Raw genomic sequence first — 228 nt, 5'->3', positions numbered from 1 at the left:
TCTGCTGGCGCTGCACCTGATAGTAAAAGGTGCTGCGAGCCAGCCCGATCAACCGCAGCAGGTCAGGCAAAGGAAATCTACGCTTGAGTTTGGAAACGATCAGGACTTTTTCCCCGATATTCGTTCCTTTTCCTCCCGCAAAGCCTTGAGCTCCTTTAAGACAGCATTCTCCATGCGCAGGAATTCGAGCTCCGCCATCAGCTGGTCTCGGGACTTTTGCGAATCGTC

At 53.1% G+C, this 228-nt stretch carries 1 pseudogene; it reads right to left on the bottom strand.

The annotated features are described in order from the left end of the window. A pseudogene (locus ACLEJU_RS28790) lies at window positions 1–228 on the bottom strand (IS3 family transposase); the annotation flags it as partial.

Source organism: Pseudomonas sp. SMN11, assembly GCF_052041945.1.
Lineage (GTDB): Bacteria > Pseudomonadota > Gammaproteobacteria > Pseudomonadales > Pseudomonadaceae > Aquipseudomonas.
Note: the sequence above shows the minus strand (reverse complement) of the source record. Positions and strands in the feature narration are given on the sequence as shown.